At 65.4% G+C, this 20,751-nt stretch carries 19 protein-coding genes; 4 read left to right on the plus strand and 15 right to left on the minus strand.

What is annotated here, in order from left to right:
• Position 1: 1 nt before the first annotated feature.
• From AB4Y31_RS16715 to AB4Y31_RS16765, 11 genes are all read right to left on the minus strand, one after another.
• Positions 2-307 carry a DUF3613 domain-containing protein gene (locus tag AB4Y31_RS16715; protein ID WP_368674868.1) on the minus strand — a complete coding sequence of 102 codons (306 nt, stop codon included), beginning with the start codon at positions 305-307 and terminating at the stop codon, positions 2-4.
• Complete coding sequence (locus tag AB4Y31_RS16720) at positions 279-1,364, minus strand: tetratricopeptide repeat protein (protein WP_368674869.1); 1,086 nt, start codon at positions 1,362-1,364, stop codon at positions 279-281. Before AB4Y31_RS16720 ends, AB4Y31_RS16715 begins: the two co-directional genes overlap by 29 nt.
• A 72-nt stretch (positions 1,365-1,436) precedes the next feature.
• On the minus strand, positions 1,437-2,531 hold the full coding sequence (locus AB4Y31_RS16725; protein WP_368674870.1) for a type II secretion system F family protein: 1,095 nt from the start codon (positions 2,529-2,531) through the stop codon (positions 1,437-1,439).
• A gap of 1 nt (position 2,532) precedes the next feature.
• Positions 2,533-3,480: a type II secretion system F family protein gene (locus AB4Y31_RS16730; RefSeq protein WP_368675313.1), complete on the minus strand. Its 948-nt coding sequence runs from the start codon at positions 3,478-3,480 to the stop codon at positions 2,533-2,535.
• 43 nt (positions 3,481-3,523) lie between these two features.
• Positions 3,524-4,864 (minus strand): CpaF family protein, encoded by a 1,341-nt coding sequence (locus tag AB4Y31_RS16735; protein WP_368674871.1) that lies wholly within the window; start codon positions 4,862-4,864, stop codon positions 3,524-3,526.
• Between the two features lie 3 nt (positions 4,865-4,867).
• The gene (locus tag AB4Y31_RS16740) at positions 4,868-6,172 is read right to left on the minus strand and encodes a fimbrial protein (RefSeq protein WP_368674872.1); all 1,305 of its coding nucleotides are present in this window, start codon (positions 6,170-6,172) and stop codon (positions 4,868-4,870) included.
• 76 nt (positions 6,173-6,248) lie between these two features.
• Positions 6,249-7,604, minus strand: a complete 1,356-nt coding sequence (locus tag AB4Y31_RS16745) for a type II and III secretion system protein family protein (RefSeq protein ID WP_368675314.1) — start codon at positions 7,602-7,604, stop codon at positions 6,249-6,251.
• A 273-nt stretch (positions 7,605-7,877) separates the two neighbouring features.
• Positions 7,878-8,789, minus strand: a complete 912-nt coding sequence (gene cpaB / locus AB4Y31_RS16750) for a Flp pilus assembly protein CpaB (protein ID WP_368674873.1) — start codon at positions 8,787-8,789, stop codon at positions 7,878-7,880.
• Positions 8,790-8,799: 10 nt separating this feature from the next.
• Positions 8,800-9,267 carry a TadE/TadG family type IV pilus assembly protein gene (locus AB4Y31_RS16755; RefSeq protein ID WP_368674874.1) on the minus strand — a complete coding sequence of 156 codons (468 nt, stop codon included), beginning with the start codon at positions 9,265-9,267 and terminating at the stop codon, positions 8,800-8,802.
• A complete protein-coding gene (locus tag AB4Y31_RS16760) occupies positions 9,264-9,764 on the minus strand; it encodes a prepilin peptidase (protein ID WP_368674875.1) in 501 nt (166 codons plus the stop codon). Before AB4Y31_RS16760 ends, AB4Y31_RS16755 begins: the two co-directional genes overlap by 4 nt.
• Before the next feature lie 127 nt (positions 9,765-9,891).
• The gene (locus AB4Y31_RS16765) at positions 9,892-10,086 is read right to left on the minus strand and encodes a Flp family type IVb pilin (RefSeq protein WP_368674876.1); all 195 of its coding nucleotides are present in this window, start codon (positions 10,084-10,086) and stop codon (positions 9,892-9,894) included.
• Positions 10,087-10,706: 620 nt separating this feature from the next.
• Between AB4Y31_RS16765 and AB4Y31_RS16770 the strand changes: the two genes are divergently transcribed.
• The 4 genes from AB4Y31_RS16770 (at position 10,707) to AB4Y31_RS16785 (ending at position 16,172) form a co-directional block, all read left to right on the plus strand.
• Entirely contained in the window at positions 10,707-12,131 is a 1,425-nt protein-coding gene (locus AB4Y31_RS16770) for a collagen-like triple helix repeat-containing protein (RefSeq protein WP_368674877.1), read from the plus strand.
• Between the two features lie 154 nt (positions 12,132-12,285).
• Positions 12,286-13,476 carry a collagen-like triple helix repeat-containing protein gene (locus AB4Y31_RS16775; RefSeq protein ID WP_368674878.1) on the plus strand — a complete coding sequence of 397 codons (1,191 nt, stop codon included), beginning with the start codon at positions 12,286-12,288 and terminating at the stop codon, positions 13,474-13,476.
• Between the two features lie 199 nt (positions 13,477-13,675).
• Positions 13,676-15,421 carry a ShlB/FhaC/HecB family hemolysin secretion/activation protein gene (locus AB4Y31_RS16780; RefSeq protein WP_368674879.1) on the plus strand — a complete coding sequence of 582 codons (1,746 nt, stop codon included), beginning with the start codon at positions 13,676-13,678 and terminating at the stop codon, positions 15,419-15,421.
• 265 nt (positions 15,422-15,686) lie between these two features.
• On the plus strand, positions 15,687-16,172 hold the full coding sequence (locus AB4Y31_RS16785) for a DUF2147 domain-containing protein (RefSeq protein ID WP_368675315.1): 486 nt from the start codon (positions 15,687-15,689) through the stop codon (positions 16,170-16,172).
• 78 nt (positions 16,173-16,250) lie between these two features.
• On the opposite strand, the gene AB4Y31_RS16790 is transcribed toward AB4Y31_RS16785, so the two are convergent.
• The 4 genes from AB4Y31_RS16790 to odhB form a co-directional block, all read right to left on the minus strand.
• The gene (locus tag AB4Y31_RS16790) at positions 16,251-16,655 is read right to left on the minus strand and encodes a transposase (protein WP_020565974.1); all 405 of its coding nucleotides are present in this window, start codon (positions 16,653-16,655) and stop codon (positions 16,251-16,253) included.
• 131 nt (positions 16,656-16,786) lie between these two features.
• Positions 16,787-17,884 (minus strand): cell division protein ZapE, encoded by a 1,098-nt coding sequence (zapE, locus tag AB4Y31_RS16795; protein ID WP_368674880.1) that lies wholly within the window; start codon positions 17,882-17,884, stop codon positions 16,787-16,789.
• Between the two features lie 132 nt (positions 17,885-18,016).
• Positions 18,017-19,450, minus strand: a complete 1,434-nt coding sequence (gene lpdA, locus AB4Y31_RS16800; protein WP_368674881.1) for a dihydrolipoyl dehydrogenase — start codon at positions 19,448-19,450, stop codon at positions 18,017-18,019.
• A 12-nt stretch (positions 19,451-19,462) separates the two neighbouring features.
• Entirely contained in the window at positions 19,463-20,731 is a 1,269-nt protein-coding gene (gene odhB / locus AB4Y31_RS16805; protein WP_368674882.1) for a 2-oxoglutarate dehydrogenase complex dihydrolipoyllysine-residue succinyltransferase, read from the minus strand.
• Positions 20,732-20,751 lie beyond the last annotated feature (20 nt).

Below are 20,751 nucleotides of genomic sequence, written 5' to 3' on the forward strand. Positions count from 1 at the left end.
GTCAATTCGAATTTGTCGAGGCACCGGCAGCGGAGCCGCCTCCGTTCCCGTAGTCGCCCAACGAGGGACCTCGCGTTTCGATCGGCGAAGCGAACGATGCCGGAATCTTCGTCTTGAACGAGTCGAGGTAGCGATCGTAGGCGAGGCCCGCTTCGGCGCCGAGGGTCGGCAATGCGGGCGCCGCCGCTTGGTTGCTGCGCTGTAGCTCGAGCCACGCGCTCGTCGCGTCGCCGACTTCGCTCGCACGTGCCCTGTCCGCGGCTTGCGGCGGCGTCTCTTCAGCCGCACTCGGCGATGACGTTGCCACGGTCGCGGCGGCAGCAGCCGCGACGACGACGGCAATCGCAAACAGCGGCATCCGGGCTCCAGTGCGAATAACATCGAGAGTCTTTCGTTTCATTGGCTGCTCCTCCTCGTGGCTCGTCACTGTGCGAATGTTGCAACAACGGAGGCGTCGTTTGATCGATCGGCGCGGCAGCGGACCCTCGCAGTGAGTCGGCCACCGTGGCATCGGCGTGCGTGCGCGCCAGCATCGTCGAGTCTTGCCGGCTCTCCGGCCGTTGCTGTCGCTTGGCCGACGACGTTTGCGTTACCAAGCGACGTGCGCGCTCGGCGGCAGCCACCCTTGACGCATCGCTTCGAATGGCGTCGCGCACGTCCGGCGAGAAATGCTGCTCGTCCATCAGCGCGCGCGCCTCGCGCGTGTTGCCTTGCGCAAGCAACAGCAAGGCGATGTTCGACAGAATGCGCGCGTTGTGCGCGTCGAGCTCCGCCGCTTGCATCAGCGGCACGCGCGCCCCCGCGACATCGCCATCCCTCAGACGTGCATAGCCGAGATCCGACAGTGGCGTTGCATCGGTCGGCGCGAGTTCGCTCGCATGCGCGAGTTCACGGCCGGCATCGGAGAAGTCACCCGCCGCGCCCGCGAGCAACCCGAGACCGCGGTATCCGCGCGCCGCGAGTGGCGTCCCGAGCAGCGACCGGTAAGCGCTTGCGCTCGCATCGGATTGCCCCGTGATGCGCAGCGCGTCGGCACGCAGCAGCGTCGATTCGGGCGTCGCGCCGTACTGCTTCTCATAGGCATCGATATGCGCGAGCGACGCATAGTAGAGCCCTTCCGCCTGCATCCGGTCGATCAGCGCGAGATAGACGCCGGGCGTGTCGGGCTTGCTTTCCCGCTGCGCGTTTGCCGCCGTTTGCAAGGCCGCGGCGCGTTCGGCCTGCGGGCCGATCCCGTAGCCCGATTCCTTGAACGCGCAAGCGCTGGCGGCAAGCGTCGCGATCGCGCACACCGCGAGCGTGAAATAGCGGGAATACCTCGTTCGATGTCTGGTCTCGATACGCACGCGTAGGAGTCGCTTCATTTTTCTCCGTTCCAATCAGTGTCCGTCGTTCATCCGTATCGCCACCCGCGCTTGATTCGTCTCTCGCATCGATCAATGTCGTTGCGTCCTCAAACTGTGCGTGGCCGTGACCACGCCGGGCCCCGCCGTCACGATCAAGAGCGCCGGCAGCAGCGTCAAAATCATGACGCCCGTCATCTTTACGGTGAGGCGTCCAATCCGCTCGCGCAGCATCGCGCGGCGCGTCTCGCGCAACCGGTCGCCGAATTGCTTGAGCGGTTCCTGCACCGCGCCGCCGTGCCGGTCGACCTGAATCATCAGGCGTACGACGGCGCGCAAGTCCTCGTTGCCGAAGCTCGCGGCGAGCCGCTGCAGCGACTGCTCGCGCGTGCGCCCCGCCACGAACTGGCGCTGCGCGATCTCGACCTCGCGCGACAGCACGGGCAGCATCGAGCGAAAATCGTTGGCCATCACTTGCAGGCTTTGATCGAGCGAGAGGCCGACGCCTTGCAACAGCCTTAGCAAATCGACGAATCCGGGCAATTCCTCGATGACGCTTCGACGTCTCAGCGACGCCCTGCGCGCGAGGACGAGCTTCGGCAGCATGAAGCCCACCGTGAGCGCTACGGCCGCGGCGGCAAGCCACGGTCCGCCACGCACGCCCGTGCACCAGCCAGCGGCAACCGCAAGTACGGCGGCACCGCCGAGCCGCGACATCAGGAAGAGACCGCGTGCGTTGGCATCGACGAAACCGCATTGATCGAGCAACCGCCTGTCCTCTTGCTCGACGGCATGCCTGCCGAGCGGCGTATCGAGCCAGCGCGCACCAAGCCGCCCCAAACGCTCGAGCAGCGTTTGGCGGCGTTTCAGAGTCCGCGCGTTGGCCGTGCTCGCATTGCCTTGCTGTCCGCCTTTGTCGCGGGCCATGGCACCGGGCTCGAGCTGGGCGGGCGCGCTGCGCGACGACGCCCCGCCCTGCTGCGATGCCGGCGAAGCGGAACGCGCCGCCGTCGCGGCATCGGCCGCGGCTCGCGCCGCCATGGACAACGCGCGGTCTTCGAGCGCTTTGGCCAATACGCGTGCACCGCGACGCGCCGCGACGAGCTGCGCGACGATGACGGCCGCGAACATCAGCAGGCCGAGCGCGGCAAGCGCGAACGCGAGAGCGGCGAGGCGATCGGCTGGCATGTCAAGACCTCAACCGCGTCAGGCGGTACAGCATGTAGCCTCCCGCCATCTGCAGGCCGAAGGCGACGTAGACGAGCGCACGGCCCGTGGGATCCGCCCACATGCCACCGAAGTAGGTCGGATTCGAGGCGATCAGAAAGCCGCCGATCGCGAGAGGCAGCACGGCGAGCACCCAGGCGGACATGCGCGTCTCGGCCGACATCGCAACCAGCTCGCGCTCGGCCTGCTCGAGGTCGCGCATGAAGAGCGACATTCGTTCGAGCATGACGTCGGCCCGGCCGCCGTACTTGACCGACAAGCGCAGCACCGAGCCGACGAATTCGAACTCGCGCACGCCATAAAGCGCCGCGACCTGACCGAACGCGCGGTCGATCTCGATGCCTGCCCGCATCGCGCGCGAGATGCGGTCCATGCATTCGCGCAATGGCGCCTCCGTCGTTTGCAGCGAGGCCTGGAATGCGGCGGGAACGCTGTTGCCCAATGTCACGAGCCGCACGATGCCGTCGAGGAAGGTCGGCAATTGCTGCACGATCGAGAGCCGGCGGCGTTGCATGCGCACGCTGATTACGAAGCATGCCGCCGACAAGCACGCCACCGAGGCCGCCGTTGCCGCGAGTGCGCCGGCATCGAGGGCCACCCATGCCGAAATCGCGACTGTCGCCGCGCACAGTGAGACGGCGAGCTTGCGCGCGTCGCCAAGGCCGGCGCGCGTGGCGACATCGTCGAACGCGCGGGCGATGCGTGCGGCCGCTTGCGCTCCGATTCGAGGCTCGCTGACGTTTGTCGTCGGAAGCCGCGCGTCGGCGGTCGTGCGTCGCGTATCCGCCGTAGTCGTACTCGTGCGTTGGGCAACCGCCGACTTCGGCGCAACGACGCTGCTCTCGATAAAGCGAGCGGCGTGGGCCTCGTGCTGCGAACGCGAGCTGCGCTGCCAAAGCAAAATGCCCATCGCCGCGCAAAACAGCGCGAGCGCGGCGACCCCTGCGAGCAGGCTAGACACGGAAGCCCCCGTCCCGCTCGAAGCCGCCGTCGAACGGGCCGGCACCGCCGAGCACCTGCCTGAAGCGAGCGAGCTTCGGCGAATGCGGGTGAATGCCGAGCGATACCCAGTCGTCGACCTCCTCGCCCTGCTCATCGACGAACGGCTCGTAGCGATAGAGCTCCTGTGTCGCGATGATCGTATCGGACAGGCCGGTGACTTCGGTGATCGACTGAATCCGCCGTCTGCCGTTCGACAAGCGGCCGATCTGCACGATGAAGTCGATCGCGTTGGCGATCTGCCGCCGCAAGCTCGACTCCGTGCCCTGAAAGCCGGCAAAGCCAGCCAGCATCTCGAGCCGGTACAGGCACTCGCGCGGCGAGCTCGCGTGGACCGTGCCCATCGAGCCGTCGTGGCCGGTATTCATCGCCTGCAGCATCTCGAGCACTTCACCGCCGCGCACTTCGCCGACGATGATGCGATCGGGCCGCATCCGCAACGAATTGCGCAGCAGATCGCGGATCGTGACGCGCCCGGCGCCGTCGAAGCCGCCGGGCCGGCTTTCCAGGCGCACGACGTGCGGATGATTCAGCGAAAGCTCGGCGGTGTCCTCGATCGTCACGACGCGCTCGGGCTCGGGGATATGAAACGCGAGCGCGTTGAGCAGCGATGTCTTGCCGGAACTCGTGCCACCCGAGACGAGGATGTTGCAACGCGCGGCAACCGCGGCTTCGAGCAGCGCGCCGATTTCCGCGCTATAGGTGCCGTTGGCGAGCAAATCCGATGGCCGTAGCGGGTCCTTGCGAAACTTGCGAATCGAGACGATCGGCCCGTCGAGCGAGAGCGGCTCGATGATGACATTGACACGCCCGCCGTCCGGCAAGCGCGCATCGACCATCGGGTTCGACTCATCGAGCCGCCGGCCGATCGGCGCGAGAATGCGGCGCACGATGCGCAGAAGGTGCGCGTTGTCGGTGAAGCGCACGGGCATCTTCGCGAGGATGCCGTGGCGCGATACGTAGACGTCGCGGTAGCCGTTCACGAGGATGTCTTCGACAGCCGGATCGTTGAGCAGATCCTCGATCGGACCGAATCCGGCCAGCTCCTTGGTCAGCGCCTGAGCGATGAGCCGCACTTCGCTCTCGTTGATCGGGATATGGCGCAGTCGCACGAAGCTGTCGATTTCCAGGTCGACGAACTGATTGATCGCGCCGCGCGACCATCGGCCGAACTCGGCGCCCAACTCCTCGATGCGCGTGAGCAAGTGCTCGTGCGCCGCATTCTTTACGTCGTGAAACTGCTGCGTGTGGATGAACGAAGAGGCGTCGTCGGCGAATTGGATCTCGTTTGACATCGTCTATGACCGCTTCTGTGGAAGGTGGAGGAAACGCTTGATGCGCGCGAGGGTCGCCGCCGCCTGCATTCGGCCGACGATCGCACGGTCGCTGTCGCTGCCGCGACGAACTTCATGCTCGCCGCCCGGGTCGGCGCCGCCTTCGTTCGTTCGCGTCGAGAGCCGTTGCGCGAGCGCGGCGATCGCGCGTACGTAGGGATCGCGCTCGACGGCGTCCACGATCAGCTTGCCCTGGTTCGCCGCACGCCCAAGCGGCACCGGCCGCGAGGGCAGCGTCGCGACGAGCGGCAGCTCGAGCCGCGAGGCGATCTGATCCGCCGCGAGCCCGAGCCGCGGATCGAAACGGTTGACGACGAGCCCGAAACGGCTGGTATCGACCTGCGCGTCGGCAAGCTCGCGCAGCAGATCGATCGCGGAGACGACCGATGCGATCGACGGGTCGCAGACGAGCCAGATGTCGTCGGCCGCACGTGCGACTTGAGCGATGAAGTCGTTGTTCGAAAAGCCGCCGAGGTCGACGATCTGGCGATCGAAAAAGGCGCGCAGCCGATTGAGCAGTGCGACGGCCGACGAGAACGAAACCGTACGCAACAGCGACAGGTCGGGCGGCAGTGTCGTCAATGCGAGTCCGCTTGAATGACGCGTCAACGCCGTATGCACGAACGTCTTGTCGAAGCGCCGCAAGTTGCGCACGGCTTCGACGAAATCGAATTCGCTGCGCGTGTTGAGATAAAGCATCGAGTCGCCGGCCGGCAGGCCGAGATCGACGATCGCCGCATGCTTGCCGGCAGCGGCGCCTTGCTTTTGCAGCAACACGGCCAGATTGGCGGCGAGCGTCGACACGCCGACGCCAACGCGCGCGCCGAGCAGCACCGTGAGCCGGCCATGCCGCGCCTGCGGCTCGGTCACGTTCTCGAGCACGTGACGCGCGATCCGGATGGCCTCTTCGGGGCCGGCGCGCACGTCGATGAAATCGCGCACGCCGGCGCGCAGCGCGGCGATGGCGCCTTCGGGCTCCGCGACCGTGCCGACGGCGACGATCTGCAACTGCGGCGAATGCGCGCGCACCGCTTGCACCGCGGATGCGGCCGCATCGACGTCGCTACCGGAGAAATCGACGAAGACGAGCGAAGGATGGAGCGCGGCGATCCGTGGAAGCAGCGCCGCCTGCTCGAGCGATACCTGTTCCAGCCGTCCGGCCGCCGCCAGCGTGTCGGCCAGCCAACGTGCGTTCGACTCGTGCGACGACGCGAAAACGAAATGATCGACGACGTCCCTCTCGGTCAACGGTTCAGCCCGTGCATTCATGCCGTTCTCCTGTCGCCCAATGCGATGCTTCCCTTCAGGTTCAGGGACTCGTTCGACGCACGTTCATAGCGCCGCGTTACTCCGAAAACCCCGGCCCGGCATCGCGCGAGAGCGCGCCGCCGAGATAGCTGCGCCAGACTGGCGCGTTGCGCTGCTCCGACTGCTCGCCCGGCGTCGCCGGCAAACGCGCGCCCTTGGCCAGCGGCGACACGAGATGCGGCGTGACGATGATGACGAGCTCCTCGTCGCTTTGCGAATAGTTGAGTTGCTTGAAGAAGGCGCCGATGATTGGCAGATCGCCGAGCAGCGGCACCTTGCTGACGTTCGAGCGTGTCTCGCGATCGACGAGTCCGCCGATGACGAAGCTTTCGCCGTCGCCGAGCTCGACCGTCGTATCGGCGCGGCGCGTCGTGATGGCGGGCACCGAAACACCGTTGATCGTGACGGCGTTCTGAAAATCGAGCTCGCTCGCTTCAGGCGCCACTTTCAGGGCAATGCGCGTGGGGCTCAGTACGGTCGGCGTCAGCATCAGCCCGACGCCATACGGCTTGTATTCGATCGATGTTGTGCCGAGTCCTTCGGGTACCGGCCCCGGGATCTCGCCGCCTGCGAGAAAGCTCGCGCTCTGCCCGGAAAGCGCGACCAGCGTCGGCTCGGCCAGTACACGCGCGAGGTTGTTGCTTTCAAGCAAACTCAAATCCGAAAAAATGCCGTGCGTCGCCGAGCTGAAAACGAGATTGAAGGCCGACGAAATCGACGACGTGATCGCGGGGCCAATCTGCGTACTCGTCGCCGGCGAAACCTGCGTCGGCGGAACCGTCACGCTCGTCGGCGTCGATGGACTGAATGTGCCGAACGAAAAGCCGTTGTTCTGGTGAGCGAAGTTGAACCCGGCTTGCTTCAGCACCGTCCGGCTGAACTCCACGACTCGCACATCGACCTGGACGACGCCCGGCGTCGCGATCGTCGAAATGTCGGTCACGTTCCCATCCGCCTTGCCCTTCGCCGCCCTCGCCGTGGCGAGCGCGCGCTGATGCGACTGCATCGTCGGCGTTGCACCCGAAATGAGGGTCTCGGCGCCGAGCGTTCTCACTCGCGGCGTGGAACTGTCGAGCAGCGCCGCGGCCACACGCGGGCGGACCTCGACGGTATAAGTCGTCGGGGCCGGGCGGCCTTTGGTCCACAGCATCAAATTCGTCGTACCGGCCGATTTGCCGACGAGCAAGACGGCGCCGTTTTGCGCACCGCCCTTCACGACGAGGACGTCGGCCACTGTCGGATCGCCGATTGCGACGCGCGCGAGCGGTCCTCCCGTTCCGATCTGCCGCTGGTCTCCCACCGTGAGCGAGATCGTCCGCCGCGCCGCTTCGGCGACTTCGCTGGCGCCCGCGCCCGATGCGCCGGATGCGCCCGACGCGCCCGTTGTCTCCATTGCCTCTTCTGCTTGCGTCGCCGTGCCCGCGAGCGAACCCGCGCCCGCCACACTCGGGCCGAACGCGAATGCGATTCCGTATATGAAGACGCATGCGGACGCGCGCCGCCTGCTTACCGCCAATATGCTTGCCATGTAATCGGCCCCTCGCGTCAGGCCTTTTGCTGTTTTAGTGTTCTTCGTCGACCGCCGTCGAATCGGCGCGGGTCCTCGAATCCCGCCACCCATGTGCCGCCCGTCCCGGCGCACGCGCCGCCGTCCGCCTCGCTCGCCTCAATAAGCGAGCGTTTCGGCGCGCCCCCCTCGTATCACTTCGATCTGCCGCTCACCGGCGCCGGCCGCGTGACGAACCGCCGGCTGGGCCGCCCGCGCTCCCTCGCTGGCCGAGAGTGCGCTCAGCGTGATGCCGGCCGCCGCGAGCGACGAAGGCGTCGGGTCCGCGCGCCCCCTTGCCCCTAACCCCGTCCCGGGCTGCGCGAACCACTTCGGATCGGCAATCTCCTCATCGCGCGGATTACGCAACGCAAGCAGCAGGTGGCCCGCGCTATCCGCAAGCGCGAGGCGGTCCACCGCGGCCGTCGGCACGGCCAGCACGGCGGTCCGCGAATGGACCGCGCGCTCGCCCGGATTGCCGCCGCCCGGCAGCGCATCGCCGTACGCGAGGACGCGCACTCGAGAAAGAAGCAGCCGCGCTTGCGAGCGCGTGATTTCCGAATGTGCGTCGCCCCCGCCGCTCTCGCGCTTCAGCGTCAGAAAGACATCGACGAAATTGCCAGGACGCACGCGTTCACCGACGGCACTGGCATCGTCCACGCGCACGGCCACCGCGCGCTGGCCGGGCTCGATCTGTTCGGCGAAGCCAGACGACAACTGAACCTCGAAGAGCGGCGTGCCGGGCTCGATATCGGCGAGCGGCACGCGCTTCGCCAGCAGATCGGTTTCCGCAAACGTGCCGCTCGGCCGCACAGGCAGCCGTTCGATCCGAAGCGCATCGGTGCCGATCGGTTGCCCGGCCGGTAACCGGCGAGCCGCGACGACGACCGGAAACGTGACTTGCGCCGTCGGCGCGACACGCGCGACAGGCGCCGGCTGCACGGTGCGACGGCTCAACGTCCATGCGAATAGCGCGAGAACGAGTGCGGCCGCGATCAGTACACCGGCAAGAATCTTCGTGACGTTCACCATGTCGCGGGCTTCAAAGTAGGTTTTCCGGATTGATCTGCACCGTCGCCACACTCGTCAGCTTTTGAGGCACCGCGAGCTCGAGGAGCGGCAGCGTCGGCACGAGCGGATGGCTCGCGTAGTCGTAGCTGAGCGTGACCTCAATGCAGTCCATGCTCGAGTCGTAGCTGCATGCGCTCGCCTGTGTCGAGCAAGTTGCGTTGGCGGCACCCCAGGCGGCCACGTTGTTCGCCACCTTGCACGCGTTCTGCCCGCGTGCCGTGAGCGCCGCAGCCGCGTCCGAGGCGTTCTGGTAGTTGAGCGCCGCGCGCGCGCCTTCCTCAGCCGCGAGCGTAAGGTTCTGCTGGGCGACGAGAATCACGCTGTACGTGACGAGGCCATAGAGCATCGCGAAGAGCAACGGAAAAACGAGCGCGAATTCGACGACCGCCGAACCGCGCGCCGCCGCCGGATGACGGCTATCCCGTCGCAGGCGCCTCATGCGTGCCCCCCGGGAAACCGATGACCGATCATCATCAGTGCGGCGGCGGCCACGAGCAGCGCCGCGTAAGGGGCCCCGCGCCGCGTTCCGACCGTGAACGTCGGCTGGCCGCGACGCCAAAGCGCCGAAACTGGCATGCGAGCCGCAACGAGCAGCGCCACCGCATGCAGCGCGGCAGCGATGCTCGCCATGCACCAAAGATCGATGAGCGCGGAAACGCCACACCACGCGCCGAGCACGGCGAACACCTTGACGTCCGCCGCCCCCATCACACGCATCAGAAAAAACGGCAACACCGCGACAAAGCCGAGCGCCGCTCCTTGCGCCGCTTGCGCGGCGGCGATGCCGAACGGACTTATCCGCAGGAGCGAGCAAGCCGAGGCAACCGCGAGACCAGCGACCGTCAATGCATTGGGAACGCGACGTGTCCGGCAATCCCAAATCGCAACGGCCGCGGCCCACGCGGTAAAGACCATAGCTCCGGGCGCGATCGGCATTTAATCAAACTCAATAAACGAAAAATAAACGGAGAAGCGGTAATCGACAATGCCATGAAACGTCCGCTGCACCCCATTCTTTGGGATTGATCGACTTACCCGATCATTGTGCGGTGCCGAAACCGGATCATGAACCGGACCCTGAGCTTTTCGCCTGCACGGTAATGTAGCCCGCGATGTTTGTAAATGCGGTGGATAGGCTCGAACTAAGCGTACCCAACGAGGTAACGATCGCTATTGCGACCAGCCCCGCAATCAGAGCGTATTCGATCGCGGTGACACCGCGTTCTTCCTTGATAAACCGACGGATCACGCTGGCCATTCTGCTTTCCTCGCAAATCTTGCCGTGGGCGTGCGAAATCGATTCTTAAGGGCGCGTCCCCGCCGGCCAGACGCACTTCACGCGCGCTACGCCTCCGCTGGTGTTAACCCATCATGCGAATTCTTGTCGACGCCCCACCGCTTATGGATGGTTGGTGGTTCAGGTCTAGTCGAAGCATCACAAATGAAAGGAATCGATAGCAGCCTCCGTTCTATCAGGACCCTTGCTCGGGCGAATCCGGCCTGCGGCAAACGATACATCGCGACTTTACCCTTCTGTATCGCGGCTTGGCACCCCCTAAGTTGGGAGTGACGCCAGTTTAGATTAAAACCACTAAATTACTAGTGCCCTGTGCCTAGCCCCTCCACGACGTTACGTTCCTGGCTAGTAACACGGCTATTAGGTCGTTACGTTACGAGCATCCAAACGAGCCCATAAAAACGGCCGCCGCGAGTCGCTCACCCCGTTCATCCCGCTACGCTTTTTATCCTTCAAAGCCTTTAACGACGGGCACAGCTTCGGTCCTCGCTTTTCGGTGCATCGTTTATATCTGCGATTGGCATAGGGCTTGCAGACCGGGGGCTCGCAGCAATCTCAACCAATGACAAGCGAGCGACATTATGCGGATTCCAACGAGTGACGGGGTACTCAGAATTACATCGACGGCCACGGCCATAGCCGTCGCATTGACTCTCACGGCATGCGGAGGCTCGGGCAGTTTGAGCCAGGGTCTTGGTGCAAATGGAGGCGGAGCGGGAGAAACGCTTTCGACGACCGGCGGCGCGAACGGCAACCCATCGCCGGCGCCGAGTCCATCGCCCAGCCCGTCGCCTTCCCCGTCTCCTTCGCCTTCACCGACGCCGACACCCACGCCTCAAGCCAATGCAGTCGGCAAAGCCGTCGGCGATGCAGGCGGGATCGTGAGCGCCGCGGGCTCCACGGTCTCGGGCATCGGCTCGACCATCGGCTCGCAGAGCCTGCCGGGCGTCAGCCCACAAACGACGCAAGACCTCGGCGGCGTCGTCCAGAGCGTGGGCGCCGCTGTGTCGACGCTCGGCAACGGCGTCTCGCAGGGGCTCGGGCAACTCGGCGCAACGCAGAATCCGATCGGCACCACCGTCGCGAGCACAGGTCCCACGGTGGGCCAGCTCGGCAATGCCGTCACGGATGCGGGCAATCTCGTGACGAGCCTCGGCTCGAGCGGTGCGCTGTCGCCGCTTTCACCCGTCACCACGCCGCTGGGCACCGCCTTGTCGACCGCCGGCGGCGCCGTCACGAACGCGGGCGCGACGCTCGGCAACGCGTTGTCGACCGGCCCGGTCGAGCAACTCACGCAACAGCTCAGCACGACGATCACGCCCATCACGTCGACGCTCGGCACAACGACGCAGAACGTAGGAACGACGACGGGCGTCGGCCCGCAACTCTCGAACCTTTTGACGACGACGGGCAATGCACTCACTCAGGCGGGCGCTACCGTCGCGGCCGCGGGCGGCGGCAACGCCGTGACCACCGGCGTCGGCGGCGTGCTGTCGGCGGCGGGCAACACGGTAGCGGCGGTCGGCGGCCTCACCACGGGCGGCACGAGCGGCAACCCGCTCGCGCCGATCACCGGCGCGCTGGGCGGACTGACAGGAGGAACAACGGGCGCGAATCCGTTGGGCGCGCTCGGTACCACGCTTTCGAGCGTGAGCGGTGCGCTCGGCGGCACGAGTGGCGCGGGCAATCTTCTCGCCCCGGTCACGGGAGCAGTCACATCGATCACGAGCACAGCAGGCAGCGGAGCGGCAGGCGGAGGCAACCTGCTTGCACCGGTCACGGGCACCGTTACGGCGCTCACGAGCCCGTTGGGCAGCGCAGTGGGCGGCGCTGCGGGCGGCGCCTCGAAGAGCGGTTCGCCGCTCGCGCCCGTCACCGGATTGCTGTCGACCGTCACGGGCGCGCTGACGAATGTGGTCGGCGCAGGCGCCACGGGGCAGACGAACCCGCTTTCGGGCCTGACGTCGCTGACCGGAGCGCTGACGGGCGGCCTTGGCAAGAAGTAGCGGCCGCGCGAGCCGCCGGGCCGCGAGGCGCTTGCGGCCTGGCACATCCGGCCTTCGGCGGGCACGAAGCACGAAAGACGAAGCCCGACATTTCCCCGCGTGCGCCCAATCAAGCAACGCACGCGCAGCAGAGCACGACCACGAGGAGCACATCATGTTCAAACCGCATCGTTCATTCGTTCGCGCCGGACGCACCACGGCGTGGCGCGCGCCGCTCACCGCTATCGCCTTCGCCTGCGTGCTCGCCGCATGCGCCGACGACGGCACCAGCTTGCCTGCTTCCACCGGCCCGAGCACGAACAGCAACAGCGGCGGCGGCTCGCAGCAGACGACGAATTCGCAAGGCACCAAGGGCACGGTGACGACGATCGGCAAGACGGCCACCGATCTCGGCAGCACGATCGCGGCGACGACGATTCCGGGCGTGAGCCCCGGCGTCACCCAAGGCCTCGGCAACTCAGTCGGCGCGACGGGCTCGGTGATCGACAGCGCCGCCAACGCGCTCGCGAGCGGCCTCGGGCAAACGGGCACCGTCCCTGATCCAGTCGGCACTACGGCGGCCGGATTGGGTTCGACCGTCAGCTCGACGAGCGGCGTGATCGCGGGCGCGGCCGCGGCCGTCGATGCGCTCGGCACCGGCAACCTGTCGGCGCTCTCGCCGGTCACGACGCCGACCGCCGGGGCCCTTTACACGGTCGCCAATGGCGTCAATGCCGCAGGTCAAATCCTCGGCAGCCAGCTCGCCTCGCCGGCCATCCAGCAGGTCACCCAGCCCGTCAGCGGCGCCATCACCCCGCTCGTCATCACGCTCGGCCAGACGACCCAGGCCGTCGGCACGACGACCGGCCTCGGTGCGCCGACCGCCAATCTCCTCGGTCAAATCGGCGGCGCCGTGCAGGCCGCGGGCGCGCAATTGAGCAGCGCCACCTCGCCGAACCTGCTCGGCGGCGACCTCGGTCAACTCGTGACGAGCGTCGGCCAGACGGTGACGAATGCTGGCGGGCTCGTCGATCCGCAGGCGCCGAACGGTGTCGCGCCTATCCCCGGGCTGATCACGAGTCTCGTCGGCAGCTCCAATACGACGGTCCCCGCCGGCACCACGTCGAGCACGGGAGCGAGCGCGTCGCTACCGCTGGTTGGCGGGCTGCTCGGCAGCTCGGGCAGCGGCCCGCGCGCGGTCACCTCGCCGATCGGCGGAGGCTCGGCGGGCGGATCGAATCCGCTCGGCGGTCTCACGAGCGCGGTGGGCTCGCTGACGGGCTCCGCCTCGGGTGGCGGATCGAGCGTCGGCGGCGTGCTCGGCTCACTGCTCGGCAACGGCCTGCCGCTCGGCAAACTGCCGTGATGCTCGGGTAACGCTGGACAGCGCTGCAGCCGGCACGCCGCTCTCTCGCGTGCCGGCAAGGCTGGCGACGAAGCGCGCTTACTTCGCGCGACGCAAGAGCGAGCGAAGCACGCACGGGCTCCGCACCAGTGCCGGAGCCGAGAGAGCAAAGAACGAACAAAGAAGACTCGACAAAAATACGGCCAAACGAGGAATAAAAATGGTTAGGAACACTAATCAAATGATCGCGCTAGTGCTGATAGCGGCGAGCGCAACCATGACGGCGAATGCACAAACGAGGCCGGCGCCGGGCGGCGCTTTGCCGGGCGGCATTACCGGCACGCCGACGGTAGGCACGCCGGTCACGGGCAATCCGCTGCAGGCGCTGCCGCAGGTCACCGAGCCACGGACATCGCCGAACGTGACCGTTCAGGTCGAAAAGCAAACGTCTCAGCTTCAGCAGTTGCTCGCCACGCATCTGACGCCTTCGAAGATTCAAATCGACGGCGTAAAGGCGATCCCGTTCTCCGACGTTGCTCAACGCTTCGCGGCGCTCGTTGGCAAGGACATCACGGTCGGCCAGTTGATCGAGACGGCCAACGATGTCACGAAGCTCTATCAGCAGCGCGGATACGCGCTCTCGTTCGCATTCGTTCCCGCGCAAACGTTCGAAAACGGCGTCGTGCGCGTGACGGTCGTCGAAGGATACGTCGCCTCGATCAACGTGACGGGAAAGCCGGGCCGCGCGGAGCGCAAGATCCGCGAGATCGCGGAACACATTCGCAACGAGCGTCCATTGCGGCGCGCGACGTTCGAGCGCTATATCAATACGCTCGGACTGCTGCCGGGCATCACCGTCGCGGCCACGGTGCCCCCGCCGAAAACGACGGACGGCGCGACGACGCTCGATCTCAACGTCGATCGCAAACCGTTCAACGTCGGCACGGGGATCGACTTCCACCATCCCGGCGTACAGGGTCTCGTCACGGCCACCGAGACGAGCCTCACCTCGCTCGGGGAGCAGTTGAGCGTGTCGGCGCTCGTGCCGAAGGGGCGTGACAATCAAACGTATTACGCCGCGAGCGGCGCGTTGCCGATTGGGAGCAACGGCCTCGTTGCGCGCGTCGACGCATCGCACTACCACGGGAACCCTGTCGACAATCCGGGCTTGCCGTCATACGTCCAACGCACCGTCGTCAACGACAAGCTCGGGGTGTCGGCCGCCTATCCGCTCTTTCTCAGCAGCGCGCACATAGTCATCGGCACGGTGAGCGGCTATGCCTCGCACGACGAGAACAGCTACCACAACACAATCAACGGCGCCGAAATCGGACTGCGCTCGCAAGTCCGCGTCGTGCAGGCCCAGATCGACTACACCGAAGTCGAGACGAATCAAGTACGGCGTGCGAGCCTGAACGTCGCGAAGGCATTCGACATCCTGGGCGCTTCGAAGTCGGGCGACACGAACGTTCCGGGCGCTATCGAGACGAATCCCGTATCGCTGACATTCGTGCGCACCGGCGTGAGTTTCTCCGAGACGAATCAGTGGCCGCTGAAAATTGGAACCGCCGTATCTTTCACGGGCCAATACAGCCCCGATTCGCTACCGACGTCGGAACAGATCGCCTTCGGCGCTCAACGCTTCGCGCAAGGCTATCAGCCGGGTGAAGCCTCGGGCGATTCCGGCTGGGGCGCCTCATTCGAGGTCAATCGACCCATCGCAATCGGCATGCGTTACTTGCAGACATTCACGCCCTATGTCTCGTTCGATATGGCGCGCGTTTACCTGCACTCCGGCGCGCCGTCGCCGAGCAAGCTCTCGTCGGTCTCGCTCGGGTTGCGCATCAGCGACAGCAAGCACTACAGCCTGGATCTCTCGATTGCGAAAGCCGTCGCCGATGCGCCGATCGAGAGCCCGTCACGCAGCCCGCGCGCCAATGCGACGTTTTCTTATCAGCTCTTTTGATCGCAGTGGCGCCGGCAATCGTGCCCGATCGCCCGCAACTGCGTGCCCGTGCGAGCACAATCGAGATCAGATTAGAGCATCCACTTTAGCCGATGACCGATCGCCAGCGCGTATCCTGCGCACATTCGAAGCAAAAATGAAAAGAAGAGAAGCGCCGCGTGGCAGCCGATGAGCTGGCGCGCGGCAGCCCTGACAAAGGATCGACCCAAGGGAGGAAGACATGGCACATTGGAAAAACGATGGCGAAGCAACCGCGCTTGCCGCAATGCGGCGCATGGGCTTAGGTGTAGCACTCACTGGCTTGCTGCTGACGAGCACCGCCGCGGCGTTTGCCGACACGGCGACGGATAGCCCCGTCGGCGTATGGCAAACCATCGACGATCACACTCACCAGCCGAAAGCACTCGTCCAGATCACGAAGAACGACGACGGCACACTGTCGGGCAAAGTGATCAAGGGGCTCAACCCGGCCGATTCGCCCGATCGCCGCTGCACCGAATGCACCGATGACCGCAAGGATCAGAAGATCCTCGGCATGACAATCATCAAGGAGATGAAACAGAACGGCGACCAGTGGGACGGCGGCAACATCCTCGATCCGGAAAATGGGAAGGTCTACCGTTGCAAGATGCACCTCGAGGAGGGCGGCCAGAAGCTCGTCGTCCGCGGTTACATTGGCGTCTCGCTGCTGGGCCGCTCGCAGACATGGAACCGCCAGAGCGATAGCGCCGCGGCGCAGGCGCAAAACTGACCATTCGCGAGCAAGTCTCGAATGCGGCGCTCGCACCGGCAGCGCCGCGCTCCGCTCGAAACCATGTGGTACGTGCCCTCAAGCTGCCTGCTGCATGGAAGTGAGATACGCAATCGTCGAGGGATCGACTCTCGTAAAAGCCGGCGCAGCATCGTTCCGTGGCTTGACGTTCACGCGCATGCGCAACTGCATCGACTCGCAGAGAACCTTCGCGGCATCGCCGTAGAGCTGATCGAGCACGCGCCTGAAGACGCCGGACAGATACCAGCTCTTGAAGCGCCTGTGGCACGTCTGGTAGGAAGGGTAACGGCTCGGCAGCGAAGACCAGGCCGCGCCGCTGTAAATCACCCAAAGGACGCCGTTGAGCACCGCGCGCGTATCGGCAAGCGGACGCCCGCGCGATTGCACGCGCCGCTGAAGCTCAGGAAACAGCGCGACCACGCCGTGCCACTGTTCGTCGGTTATATCGCGATAAGGGGTCATGAGCGCCTCCTCCGTGAGAACAGGAAGCAAGATATGCCCCGACCGCGCCGGCGAGTATCAGAATATTCTGAATGTGCAAATCGGCGTAAGCCGTTCTCGGCGCGCCGCGTTCGCCGCGCGCTCCTCCAAACTCAGGTCAGCGACGTATCGACGAGCCGCCGCGGCGCTTCGAGATACTCGCGCGATTGCATTTCCAGGATGCGCGACACCGTCCGGGCGAATTCGTTCGCCATCGGCCCGTCGACATAAAGCACCTCGGGCGGCACGGCCGCCGACATCAGCAGTTTGACCTTGTGGTCGTAGAGGACGTCGACGAGCCACGTGAAGCGGCGCGCTTCCGATGCCATGCGCGGCGACATCTGCGGCACTTCGGAGAGGATGACCGTATGGAAGCGCGTCGCCAGCTCGAGATAATCGTTCTGCGAACGCGGGCCGCCGCAAAGCGTCGCGAAATCGAACCATACGACGCCGTCCGCGCGCCGCAACGCCTTCAGCTCGCGCTTTTCGATATGGAGAATCGGGCTCTCGTCGGGCACCGCGGCCAATTGCGCGAAAGCGGCGCGCAGCGCGCGGTCGGCAGCGGCCCCAAGCGGCGTATGGTAGGCGGCCACCTGCGCCAGCGTGCGCCGGCGGTAATCGACGCCCGCGTCGACGTTGACGATGTCGAGCTGCGCCTTCAGAAGCTCGATCGCGGGTAGCACGCGGTCGCGGTGCAAGCCGTCGGGATAGAGCGTGTCGGGCTCGTAGTTCGACGTCATGACGAACTGCACGCCGTTCTCGAACAGCCCCTTCAAGAGCCGATACAGAATCATCGCATCGGCGATGTCCGAGACGTGGAACTCGTCGAAGCAGATGAGCCGATAGCGCTTCGCCACGCGTCGCGCGAGCTCGTCGAGCGGATCGGCCTGCCCCTTCAATTCCTCGAGCTGGCGATGCACCTCGCGCATGAATTCGTGAAAATGGAGGCGCGTCTTGCGCTGCAGCGGTACGACCGCGTAGAAGCTATCCATCAGGAAGCTCTTGCCGCGCCCTACGCCGCCCCACATGTAGACGCCGCGCGGCAAATCCGGATGCAGGATCAGCTTGCGCAATGCGTTCGAACGCCGCGCCTTGTAGGCCACCCATTCGGCATAGCATCGCTGGAGGCGCTCGATGGCTCGTAGCTGCGCGTCATCGGCGCTATAGCCGCGCTGCGTAAGCTCGTTTTCGTAATATTTGGTGACGTTCATCGCGCACTGGAAAGAACGAAGGCGAACGGGAAGCACCCCGCCCGCCTTCGCGCGCAGCAACAATGAAGACGCGGGCGAGTGCAGCGGCCCTCGAGCCGCCGTCACACGCCGCCACACGCCTATGAGAGATGCTTACTTGTTGAGCGAGCGTTTCTCGACGCCGAGCGCCGCCTCGCGCATCACCTCGGACAGCGAGGGATGCGGATGGCAAATACGCCCGATATCTTCCGAGGCCGCCTTGAACTCCATCGCCACGACAGCTTCGGCGATCAAGTCCGAGGCGTTCGCCGCAATGATGTGCACGCCGAGCAACTCATCCGTCTTCGCGTCGGCAATCATCTTCACGAACCCGTCAGGCTTGGCGATACCGAGCGCGCGGCCGTTGATCGAAAACGGGAACTGTCCGGTCTTGACCTCGCGGCCTTCCGCTTTCAACTGCTGCTCGGTCTTGCCGACCCACGCGATCTCAGGCTCGGTGTAAATGACCCAAGGGATGCAGTTGTAATCGATATGCGGCTTTTGCTCGTCGATGAGCTCGGCCACCATCACGCCCTCGTCTTCCGCCTTGTGCGCGAGCATCGGCCCGCGTACGACGTCTCCGATCGCGTAGACGTTCGGCACTGTCGTGCGGCAGTGATCGTCGACGTCGATGAAGCCGCGCTCATTCGCCTTGAGCCCGATCGATTCGAGGCCGAGATTGTCCGTATTCGGCACGCGCCCGACGGAGACGATCAGCCGATCGGCTTCGAGCGTCTTCGCGTTGCCATCCTTATCGGTATAGGCAATCGTGACGCCCTCGCCCGTCGTCTTCACCTCGTTGATATTGACACCGAGATGGATATCGAGGCCTTGCTTCTTGAAGAGCTTCGCGGCTTCCTTGGCGACCGCTTCGTCAGCGGCGCCCAGGAACTGCGGCAACGCCTCGAGCACCGTCACCTCCGCGCCGAGCCGGCGCCAGACCGAGCCGAGCTCGAGCCCGATCACGCCCGCGCCGATCACGGCGAGCTTCTTCGGTACCGCGTCGAAAGCCAGTGCGCCTTCGTTGTCGGCCACGATCTTGTTGTCGACGGGTACGTTCGGCAGGTGACGCGCCTTGGAGCCTGTCGCGATGATGACGTTCTTCGCGACGACGACTTCGGGCTCGCCCCCTTCGGCGCTCACCTCGATCCGCAAGCCGGCGTCGCTATTGCCGACGAACTTGCCGTGGCCCTTCAGCCACGTGATCTTGTTCTTCTTGAAGAGGTATTCGATACCGCTCGTCATCTTTTCGACGATGCCGTCCTTGCGCGACATCATCTTCGCGATGTCGATCTTGACATCCGCGACGCCGATGCCATGCTCGGCCAAATGATGCGAGGCGTTCTCGAACTCCTCCGACGACGCGAGCAGCGCCTTCGACGGAATACAGCCGACGTTGAGACACGTGCCGCCGAGCTTCAGCGCGCCGGCCGGGTTCTTCCACTTTTCGATACAGGCGACGGTCTTGCCGAGCTGCGCCGCGCGGATGGCGGCGATATAGCCGCCGGGGCCCGCGCCGATCACGACGACGTCAAATTGTTGGGACATGGGTATCCTCTTTTACAGGTCGAGCAGCAGGCGGGCAGGATCCTCGAGCGCATCCTTCATCGCGACGAGCGACAGGACGGCTTCGCGGCCGTCGATGATGCGGTGGTCGTACGACAGCGCGAGATAGTTCATCGGGCGAATCACGATCTGGCCGTTTTCGACGACCGCGCGCTCCTTCGTGGCGTGCACGCCGAGAATCGCCGACTGCGGCGGGTTGATGATCGGCGTCGAGAGCATCGAGCCGAACACGCCGCCGTTCGAAATCGAGAACGTACCGCCCGTCATTTCCTCGATCGACAGCTTGCCGTCCTTGGCCTTCTGGCCGAACTCGGCGATCTTCTTTTCGATCTCGGCAAGGCTCAACTGGTCGGCGTTGCGCAGGATCGGCACGACGAGGCCGCGCGGCGAGCCGACGGCGATGCCGATGTCGAAGTAGCCGTGATAGACGATGTCCGTGCCGTCGATCGACGCGTTGACGAGCGGGAATTTCTTCAGCGCGTGAACGGCGGCCTTGACGAAGAACGACATGAAGCCGAGCTTCACGCCGTGCTCCTTTTCGAACTTGTCCTTGTACTTGTTGCGCAGCTCCATCACGGGCGCCATGTTCACTTCGTTGAACGTGGTCAGAATGGCGTTCGTTTGCTGCGACTCGAGCAGACGCTCGGCGATGCGCTGACGCAGACGCGACATCGGCACGCGTTGCTCGGGGCGGTTCTGGAGCCAGGCCTCGGCCGAAGCGGGCGCCTTCACGTCCGGCAGCGACGGCTTGGCGGCACGCGCGGCCGGCGCGGGAGCGGGTGCGACGCGGGCGGCCGTGACCGCGCCCGGTGCATTCGCGGCGAGCACGTCGCCCTTCGTGATGCGGCCGTCGCGGCCCGTGCCGGCGACCTGGCCAGCCGACAGGTTGTTTTCCGCCATCAGCTTGTTCGCGGCGGGCGACGCGGGCGCGCCTGCCGTGGCCGGCGCCGGTGCGGCGGCGGGCGCGGCGGCTGCGGCCGGCGCAGCAGCGGCTGCGGGCGCGGCGGCGGCGCCGGCCTTCGCTTCCGTGTCGATCTTCGCGAGCAATTGCTCCGAGGTCACGGTCTCGCCATCGCCGACGACGACCTCGGAAAGAACGCCTGCCGACGGAGCGGGCACTTCGAGCACGACCTTGTCGGTCTCGATCTCGACGAGCGTTTCGTCCTGCGAGACGGCTTCACCCGGCTTCTTCTTCCATTGCAGCATCGTGCCTTCCGAAACCGACTCCGAGAAGACCGGGACCTTGACTTCAACAATAGCCATTTGATTTTCCTGAAACTCGT

Source organism: Trinickia sp. EG282A (assembly GCF_040965455.1).
In the GTDB taxonomy this organism is placed as follows: domain Bacteria; phylum Pseudomonadota; class Gammaproteobacteria; order Burkholderiales; family Burkholderiaceae; genus Trinickia; species Trinickia symbiotica.